Origin of the sequence: Arachidicoccus sp. (assembly GCF_050436765.1) — a bacterium.
Lineage (GTDB): Bacteria > Bacteroidota > Bacteroidia > Chitinophagales > Chitinophagaceae > Arachidicoccus.
The window spans coordinates 1-8,789 of record NZ_JBNQGD010000381.1 but is presented as its reverse complement, the minus strand read 5'-3'; the positions used below and the strand labels follow the sequence as shown (position 1 = coordinate 8,789).

8 protein-coding genes are annotated in these 8,789 nt (G+C 37.1%); 6 read left to right on the top strand and 2 right to left on the bottom strand.

The window, feature by feature from the left end:
• Positions 1-52 precede the first annotated feature (52 nt).
• From ACQR30_RS16055 to ACQR30_RS16045, 3 genes are all read left to right on the top strand, one after another.
• Complete coding sequence (locus tag ACQR30_RS16055; RefSeq protein WP_429736774.1) at positions 53-1,072, top strand: ABC transporter ATP-binding protein; 1,020 nt, start codon at positions 53-55, stop codon at positions 1,070-1,072.
• Positions 1,017-2,042, top strand: coding sequence for an ABC transporter permease (locus ACQR30_RS16050; protein WP_429736773.1), 1,026 nt, complete (start codon positions 1,017-1,019; stop codon positions 2,040-2,042). Before ACQR30_RS16055 ends, ACQR30_RS16050 begins: the two co-directional genes overlap by 56 nt.
• A 254-nt stretch (positions 2,043-2,296) precedes the next feature.
• Complete coding sequence (locus ACQR30_RS16045) at positions 2,297-3,010, top strand: basic secretory protein-like protein (protein WP_429736772.1); 714 nt, start codon at positions 2,297-2,299, stop codon at positions 3,008-3,010.
• Positions 3,011-3,021: 11 nt separating this feature from the next.
• Here the strand turns inward: ACQR30_RS16045 and ACQR30_RS16040 are convergent, their stop codons facing one another.
• Both ACQR30_RS16040 and ACQR30_RS16035 read right to left on the bottom strand, forming a co-directional pair.
• Positions 3,022-3,720, bottom strand: a complete 699-nt coding sequence (locus tag ACQR30_RS16040; RefSeq protein ID WP_429736771.1) for a YjjG family noncanonical pyrimidine nucleotidase — start codon at positions 3,718-3,720, stop codon at positions 3,022-3,024.
• Between the two features lie 55 nt (positions 3,721-3,775).
• Positions 3,776-5,500 (bottom strand): hypothetical protein, encoded by a 1,725-nt coding sequence (locus ACQR30_RS16035; RefSeq protein WP_429736770.1) that lies wholly within the window; start codon positions 5,498-5,500, stop codon positions 3,776-3,778.
• Positions 5,501-5,522: 22 nt separating this feature from the next.
• Here ACQR30_RS16035 and ACQR30_RS16030 point away from each other — a divergent pair, with 22 nt between their 5' ends.
• The 3 genes from ACQR30_RS16030 to ACQR30_RS16020 form a co-directional block, all read left to right on the top strand.
• On the top strand, positions 5,523-6,905 hold the full coding sequence (locus tag ACQR30_RS16030) for a dihydroorotase (RefSeq protein WP_429736769.1): 1,383 nt from the start codon (positions 5,523-5,525) through the stop codon (positions 6,903-6,905).
• 20 nt (positions 6,906-6,925) lie between these two features.
• Positions 6,926-8,239 (top strand): MutS-related protein, encoded by a 1,314-nt coding sequence (locus ACQR30_RS16025; protein ID WP_429736768.1) that lies wholly within the window; start codon positions 6,926-6,928, stop codon positions 8,237-8,239.
• 115 nt (positions 8,240-8,354) lie between these two features.
• Positions 8,355-8,789, top strand: a 435-nt coding sequence (locus ACQR30_RS16020; protein ID WP_429736767.1) for a DUF3276 family protein, incomplete at its 3' end; no start/stop codon positions are given.

The window sequence follows — 8,789 nt, the reverse complement described above, 5'->3', positions numbered from 1 at the left end:
TATTGGTATTATTTATTATTTAATTCGCAAATACGGTAGGAGGTAAAAGCTTATGGAAACTCCAATCATTGAGTTGCATGGTTTGTCAAAAAACTATGGCTCTTTAAAGGCGGTAGATAATCTTTCACTTTCAATCAATAAAGGAGAAATTTTTGGCTTGCTTGGCCCCAATGGTGCAGGAAAATCTACCACCATATTAATGTTGCTGGGACTAACTGAAGCTTCTGCCGGGGAGGCGAAGATATGTGGTCAGATTGCCAGTAAAAATCCATTGGCAGTAAAAGTGAAAGTTGGTTACATGCCCGATAGTGTGGGCTTTTATAACAGTCTTACGGCTCTTGAAAATCTGATTTATATCGGCAGGCTAAATGGAATTCCTGAAAGGGAGGTGAAAGATCGTTGTGAATCAATGTTGAAGGATGTTGGTCTTTCGCGAGATATGCATAAAAAGGCTTCTACTTTTTCTAGAGGAATGAAACAGCGCCTTGGCTTAGCTGATGTGTTGATCAAACAGCCTGAAGTCATTATTTTAGATGAGCCTACGCTGGGCATTGATCCAAGTGGAGTAAAGGAGTTTTTGTCTTTGATAAAACAGATGAGCCGACAGCAAGGACTTACGGTTTTATTATCTTCTCACCATCTTTATCAGGTACAACAAGTCTGTGATAGAGTAGGAATCTTTGTTGGCGGTAGATTGCTGGCCGAAGGCAATATCGAAACCTTGGCACGTAACCTATTTTCAAGTGACCCATATGTAACCAATGTAACATTCAAAAACAAGGTAAATGATTTCAATTCTATAAATGAAAAATTATCCCAAATACCTCATCTTAAAAAGGTGGTCTTGTCGGACGAAAACGACCTAAATGTTTTTTGTGAAGAAGATGTAACTCCGGAAATAGTGCGCACCTGCGTACAGCAAGGGCTCGATATTACAGGTGTTCACAAGCGGGTCTACGGTTTAGACGAAATTTATCAACGGTATTTTGAAAAAAATCTAAAGGAGAATTTAGAAAATGAAAAATCAAGCGGTTTATTTCAAAGGTCATTCATCAAGCGAAGCAAAAAATAGAGAAACGAATAAATCTACCAGTTCGCCATTTTCAGTGATTATGCGTAAGGAGGTTGCGGATATTGTCCATAGCTGGCGATTTGTCGTTTTGTTGGTGTTGATGGTCCTTACTTTTTTAGGGGCGATGTATGGTTCTTTGAGCAATATTGGGAACGCGATTAGTGATTCGCGTGAACATCACACGCACTTATATATGTATTTAAAATTGCTAACGACCACAGACGGTACACTTCCACCTTTTCATATTTTCATTAGTTTCTTAGGGCCGCTTTTGGGCATATGTCTGGGTTTTGATGCCATGAATGCGGAGCAAAATAACGGTACACTTATCCGACTGATGGCCCAACCGATTTATAGGGATAATGTCTTACTGGCAAAATTCACTAGTTCACTTGTAGTTATAGGTGCCCTGTTTTTATCTTTGGCTTTATTAATGATGGGAGGTGGTCTGTTGATTACAGGCGTAAGGATTGAAGCACAAGAATTTTTAAGAATCATCTTTTTTGTCATCATTAGTACTATTTATGTAGCTTTTTGGATTGGTCTTTCCATATTATTGTCTATTAAATTTCGACAAGCTGCGGCTTCGGCGTTAACGGCCATTGGTATTTGGATGTTTTTTACTGTTTTTTATCCAATGCTGGTAAATCTAATAGTGAAAGCATTTATGCCTGATCCTGCTTTTTTATCAGCTACTCAGGTAATGTCCTATAATCATATAATAATATTGCTGAGAGGGCTTTCACCAGGGCAGACTTATTCGGATGGAGTTGTTACTTTACTGATGCCATCTGTAAGAAGCCTTGGCCCACTTACGATGCAACAGATGGCAGGAGCTATTCCATCTCCATTATCATTAAGAGAAAGCTTGATGGTTGTATGGCCGCAGGTTACAGGTTTAGTGGCTGCTACTTTATTTTGCTTCGCTCTGTCGTACTATCTTTTCATGCGTAAAGAAGTGCGTACCTAAAAAATGGCTAGAGCATTAATATTGTATACATGATTTTAATTGAACCGGAAGAAGGGGTTTTAATTTTAAAAAGGGCTTCATTTTGATTCAGATGGAAGCAATTTATACTCCATTAACAATCTATTCCTCCTTTATTGACAACTTGGCTTGTTTGGGCTTTTTATCTTTATAATGTAAAAAATACATTATAACTAAATGGGATTGTATATAAATGGATTTACTTTAATCAATCCTATCCTGAAAAGAAAAATAACATGCTTGGAAAAATTAAAAAGTTGTCATTGGTTTTGATATTGGTCGCTTTTGCTTGCTTGGGGAAAGCACAGCAGAAATGGAATACTACGTATTCTAAGAATGACCTGTCAAGAAAAACTGTTACAAAGAAAGGGTATAAACTCACTTTTGTTAATAAAGATGCTTCTTTCCCAACACAGACAGAAGAGCACATGATTGAAACTTTTTTTGAAGTTTATCCTAAAGAGGCAAAGGAGTATAATAAAAATACTTCGAAAGAAGTGTTCATTATCATTGATCCCGATTACAAAGGTGTGGCGGCTACCAGCGGCCATGTTGTACGTGTAAATCCGGAATGGATGATTAAACATCCGCAAGATGTCGACGTAGTTACGCACGAAGTAATGCATATTGTACAGGGATATACTTGGAATGAAGTGCCGGGTTGGGTTACGGAAGGCATTGCTGATTTTGTTCGAAATGAATATGGTGTCAATAATCAAGTTGCAGACTGGACTTTGCCGAGGTACAATGCTCGCCAAAATTATACAGATGCTTACCGGGTGACAGCCAGATTTTTCATTTGGATAGAAAAGAACTATGATAAGAACTTGGTGAAAGAGTTAAATAGCGCAGCAAGAGACAAAACCTATACGAAGGAGTTTTGGAAAGATAAAACCGGTAAAACGGTGGATGAACTTTGGCAGCTCTATGGGGAAAACCCATCCATTTAGTTAATAATTATCTAGAGGATCTGCTCCAATTCTTGTAGGTGTCTGATGGTAAATGTAGGAATTATCGATGCTTCCGCGTTTATATGGTTAACAAAAATTGTATCCATTCCAAAGTTCCGGGCGCCTTTAATATCAGCTTCTAAATTGTCTCCAATCATGATGCTTTTACTTAAAGGCGCTCTTGTTTTTGCCAAAGCAAACTCGAAAATTTCTTTATTAGGTTTCAGACTTCCACTCCCTTCAGAGGTAATTACTTCTTGAAAAAAGTCTCTAAGCCCCGCGTTTTGCAACTTTTGATGTTGCGTAATTTCAAAACCATTGGTAATTAAATGGAGTTGATAATTTTTGTTTTTTAAATATTGTAATATTTCAAAAGTATAGGGGAAAACCTTCTTTCTGAAAGGCAGTTTTTCTAAAAAATCATGACTTAGTTGCCTCGCTAAAGGTTCATTTGCGACCTTAAAGTCGAGCAATGAGAGCCACATTCTTTTCCATTTCAACTCTTCTTGTTTTATAAAACCCTTGGTATATCTATCCCATAAACGGTGGTTATGAAAACTATATCTATCGTAAAAAGAGTTAAAGCTTTCAATTTCGAAGTTGTGAATTTCATTTTGCGTGAAAGCTTCGTGAAGTGCATCTTTTGCATTGGCTTCAAAATCCCAAATTGTATGATCGAGGTCGAAAAATAAATGTTCATATTGTTTCATTACTTGCAAGATAAAAAGAAAAAAGCAGGCGACTGACACCTGCTTTTAAAAAAAATTAAAAATTAAATTCTCGTCGTGGCATATTCCATCGCAGTCCAATGGAAAACATCTTTACATGATCTTTGGGCTGTTTTTGGATATCATATCGACGGTAAGTAACATTGCCATCGATAAATAAGTTCTGAATTATTTCATAAGAGGCTGTTAATGAGCCAAGTAGAGCATCCACTCTGTAATTGCCTCCACCGGGGAAATAACCGTCTTGGCTCATTCGCATATCGTTGTAGTTTCTAAATAGATCACCCCCATTGTTTGGTTGATCAATCGCTGTCGCAAAGGCGGCAGTGGTATCTAGCCCTTTTTTGTAGAAAATGGCCTTAGCTGAAATGGTTAATTTGGGTAAAGGTTGGTAATTGGCGATTGCAATTAGCTCCTTAAAATTTGCCCCTAATGGATCCGCTAAAGGTTGGTTATAGTGTGTAAAGTTGTTTTGTGTCCATTTATCCATATAGGTGAATGGTCGGACAATGTTTCCTTCCAGTTGCAAGTCTAAATTTTTGACTGTGAAAGCATCAACATATTTTCCTCCTAATTGAAAACCTTCTTTGTTTACCCAGTTGCCCTTACCAAATTCAAACATCTTATCAATATGGAATTCATTTATTAGCCATTGTCCGTAAGCTTGAAAATGTTTGGCAAAATTCGTTTTGAAATCCAATCCTATACTTGACTTAGCACTATTACCTGTTGCTTGGGACATCGCGCGGTTGAATGTTGCAGGGTTGAGGTAGCTTACTTGCAATCCACCATTTATTTGAGAATTGTACATTGTATTTTCATAGAAGCCTATCTTTAGCCAATTAGTTGCTTGCCAAGAAACATAATGAAACATCATATAATTACGTGGTCTGGTGGAATCACCATTCGGTGTAAAAGGAGCGGTAGTTTGTGCGCCAACAGCCATGTATTTTACTCTTCCTGCCTGCAAGCCGAATTTTACAAAATAAAAAGGCGCGCTATTATCACTTAGGAACAAACTGCGATAACCATCTCCAATAAAAAATCTGTCGTAACCCACTTGAAAATCCATATATTTCCCTGCATGAAAAGTAACGCCACCATGTATATCAAAATAGTCAAAGGCATTGGTTCCATAGTTTTTATAATACCCTCTGCCCGGCAAACTATAATGTGCGCCGGTGTACTGTCTGACATATAGCGGATCTCGTTCCTGATTTTCAGTAAAGAAGAAATAATATCCCAAGCGGTTATCAACCTGTCCGCGAATTCTGACGCCGCGAGTATTTACGTAAAGATTTGTTCCATCACTCGAATGCCCTTCTTCAAAATTAAATACTGGGTCAACAACGAGGCTATAATTGCCTGGGTTATTTACTTCATAGATATGAGCGGGTGTTTTGAAAAATGTATTAAAAATAGGCCTTTTTACCCGGAAAGAATCTATATAATGAGTGGTCCAATCTGAATTATTCATGAGTAAACTCCGAATATTATAATTGTCCACTTTGCTGAGGGTGTTACCTAGATTACCCATTCTATAAAGCGAATCTAATCTTTCAATTCGTTCTGTAATACGCTCTCGGCTGTAGGGTTTTACTGTGGTAAACTGCATTACAGAATCGCCCCGAAATTTTATATCTAATCGGTTGATTAAGATATTTTGTTTGTCACTAAGTTCAATGTTATCGGATTGCGCCTTAACTTTAAGCGCAAAAAGTGCAAGAAAAATGGCAAGTATTGCTGTGTTTTTGTGTTGCATGGATAATTTTATAAAAATAATTATGAAGAACTATTTAATTAAGAATGCGGAAATTGTGAACGAAGGTAAATCAATTATTGGTGATGTGTTAATCAGCGGTGGTCGAATTGAAAGGATAGATAAAAACATACAAACCAATTTGAATGTTGTTGAAATAAACGCGGATGGGCTCTGCCTTTTACCAGGTGTGATAGACGATCAAGTGCATTTTCGAGAACCAGGACTTACACACAAAGCTGATATATACACCGAAGCTAAAGCTGCTGTCGCCGGCGGAGTCACCAGTTTTATGGAGATGCCAAATACCGTGCCACCTGCATTTACACATGAGTTATTGGAGCAAAAATATGCTATTGCCGGTAAAAATGCCCTAGCTAATTATTCTTTCTATCTGGGTACCTCAAATGATAATATAGACGAAATATTAAAAGTGAACGAGCGCAAAAATGATATTTGCGGTGTAAAAATATTTATGGGTTCTTCCACGGGAAACTTGTTGGTTAATGATCCATTGGTGCTGGATCGCGTTTTTGGCGGATGTGAAATTCTGATTGCGACACATTGCGAAGAAGAGCGTATTATTCGTGCGAACTATGAAGCATTAAAAGCTAAGAAGCCTAAATTAGAACCCTCTGATCATCCCTTAATCCGCAATGCGGAAAATTGCTTTGAATCTTCTTTCAAAGCCATTCAGTTTGCCAAAAAACATGGAAGTCGTTTACATATCCTGCATATTACGACAGAGAAAGAGTTGCAATTGTTCTCCAATCTGCTTCCTTTAGAAGAAAAAAGAATTACGGCTGAAGTATGTGTGCATCATTTGCATTTTACGGCAAAAGATTACGCCCAATATGGCAATTTGATAAAATGTAATCCGGCCATTAAAGAGCCTTTTAATCGCGACGCCATCTGGCAGGCACTGTTAGATGACCGCTTAGATGTAATAGCGACAGACCATGCACCACATCTTTTATCCGAAAAAGGTTTTGAAAGGAATGCGGATGGGATTATTATTCCGCTTAAAGATGCCTCATATGAGCAGTCTCATGCTGGATTACCTTTGGTTCAGTACACATTGCAGCTGATGCTGCATTATGTAAAGGAGGGTAAAATCTCTTTAGAAAAAGTCGTAGAAAAAATGTCACACGCTGTTGCGCGCTGTTTTCAAATAAAGGAAAGAGGTTTTATTCGTGAAGGCTATTTTGCCGATTTGGTATTGGTAGATATGAACAAAAAGTATACGGTAAAACAAGAGAACTTGTTGTATAAATGCGGTTGGTCACCTATGGAAGGTTTTATTTTTCCCGCCACAATAGAAAAAACTTTTGTGAGTGGACATTTAGTTTATGGAAATGGAGTATTTGATGAATCTATTAAAGGGAAACGTTTACAATTTGACAGATAATTCCAAAGCCAAATATAAATATGGATATAGACCAAGCCACTCTATATGATTTGGGTGTCTTTAGCAGGCACGATCATGACAGTTTATTACATCGATTAGACTTTGCCCGCACTTCGGGTGGTAGGGAGGTGTTGACCAGGCTGTTTCAACAGCCATTTGATAATGAACTACAGATTAAAAATACACAAAATGTTATAAAGAAATTTATTCAACATTTGGCTCAATTCCCAGAAACCATTACCAATGGAACAATGATGGTGTTGGATAAATACTATGAATCTCCCGTTGGCTCTATACCTCATCCCTCTGGAACAGTAAATAGTTTTTTCTATAAATTATTGAATAGAGGTGATTATAACACGGTGAAATATTCTGTAAAGCATATTGTGACCTTCTTGCAGGGTATGCAAGAGTTATTGGATCTGTTATTTGACGAGCATTTGATAAAACCTCTGGCAGATTTACTCATAGAAGTTCGCTTACAGTTAGAGAAGCCGTTATTTCAAAGAATTATACACTTAAGTGCTGAGTATACATTTACCACCCGGAATAATATTGAATGGGGTCATTTCTTTTATCAGCATAAAAATTCAATACATATACTAGAAAATCTATTTTACAAAATAGATGCTTGGTATAGTATGGCAAAAGCAACAAAAATGCTTGAGCTCCATTTCCCAGAAGTAACGAAAAACACTGTTCCATTATTAATTGCGGAAAATTTATATCACCCACTCTTAGAGCAGCCTGTAGGCTATAGTTTCTCTTTATCTGAAAAAGAAAATTTCTTATTTCTCACCGGCGCAAACATGGCAGGTAAAAGCACTTTTATAAGAGCTATAGGACTTTCCGTTTACCTTGCTTCTCTGGGAATGGGTGTACCGGCTGATAAGATGCACATGAGTTGTTTCGATGGTATTTTGAGTAATATTGATATTTCGGATAATACTTTAAAAGGTGAAAGCTATTTTTTCAACGAAGTACAGCGCATAAAAACCACCGTAAGCAAAATAAATAAAGGTAAAAAATGGCTGATTTTAATTGATGAATTATTTAAAGGTACCAACATTCAAGATGCTATGAAGTGCAGCACCGCCGTGATTGAAGGCTTACGAAAGGTGACTACATCGTTATTTGTTTTGTCCACGCATTTATATGAGATAGGAGAGGGCCTTCAAAAATATTCAAATTTACAATTTCGTTATTTCGAGACGGAAGCTGTGGGAGATAGCTTGATTTTTAGCTACCAATTGAAAGATGGTATTAGCAATGACAGGCTCGGTTATCTTATTTTGCGACGCGAAAAAGTGGTGGATATGCTTAATAGCCTCTAAAGAACCGCTTTTGTGCAAAAAAACTCTTCAAATACTTTTGCTTAAATAAAAACAATATTATATTTGTGAGGGTTTTAGAAAGAAAAGATATTTGTTGAACTAAATTTTTTACATTTTGGATTACGAACAAAACGAACGGAAACAAGAAAGTGTTTATAGTAAGAGACTTAAAGCAGGAAAACGAAGGACTTATTTTTTTGACGTGCGTGAAACGCGTGGAAGTGATTATTATCTCACTATTACAGAAAGTAGAAAGCGCTTTAATGATGAAGGTTACGATAGACATAAGATCTTTTTATACAAAGAAGATTTTAATAAATTTGTGAAGGCATTGGGCGAAGCCGTAGACTATGTAAAAACAGATTTGATGCCTGATTACGATTTTGATGCATTCAATCATGAATATTCTGAAGGGCAGGACGGATATGTACCTGTGTCTGATGAAACAAATCAGGGGGAGATACCTAGGAATAATGATGAGAGGCCTGCCGAAAAGATAGAAGAGGTGAGTGAAAGTCCTGTAAGTGAAGGTGTTATAAACACAGAAGAA

Coding starts and splice junctions, on each gene's coding strand:
- ACQR30_RS16040 (WP_429736771.1), bottom strand. CDS start 3,720: ATGAAACAATATGAACATTTATTTTTCGACCTCGATCATACAATTTGG.
- ACQR30_RS16055 (WP_429736774.1), top strand. CDS start 53: ATGGAAACTCCAATCATTGAGTTGCATGGTTTGTCAAAAAACTATGGC.
- ACQR30_RS16045 (WP_429736772.1), top strand. CDS start 2,297: ATGCTTGGAAAAATTAAAAAGTTGTCATTGGTTTTGATATTGGTCGCT.
- ACQR30_RS16025 (WP_429736768.1), top strand. CDS start 6,926: ATGGATATAGACCAAGCCACTCTATATGATTTGGGTGTCTTTAGCAGG.
- ACQR30_RS16035 (WP_429736770.1), bottom strand. CDS start 5,500: ATGCAACACAAAAACACAGCAATACTTGCCATTTTTCTTGCACTTTTT.
- ACQR30_RS16050 (WP_429736773.1), top strand. CDS start 1,017: ATGAAAAATCAAGCGGTTTATTTCAAAGGTCATTCATCAAGCGAAGCA.
- ACQR30_RS16030 (WP_429736769.1), top strand. CDS start 5,523: ATGAAGAACTATTTAATTAAGAATGCGGAAATTGTGAACGAAGGTAAA.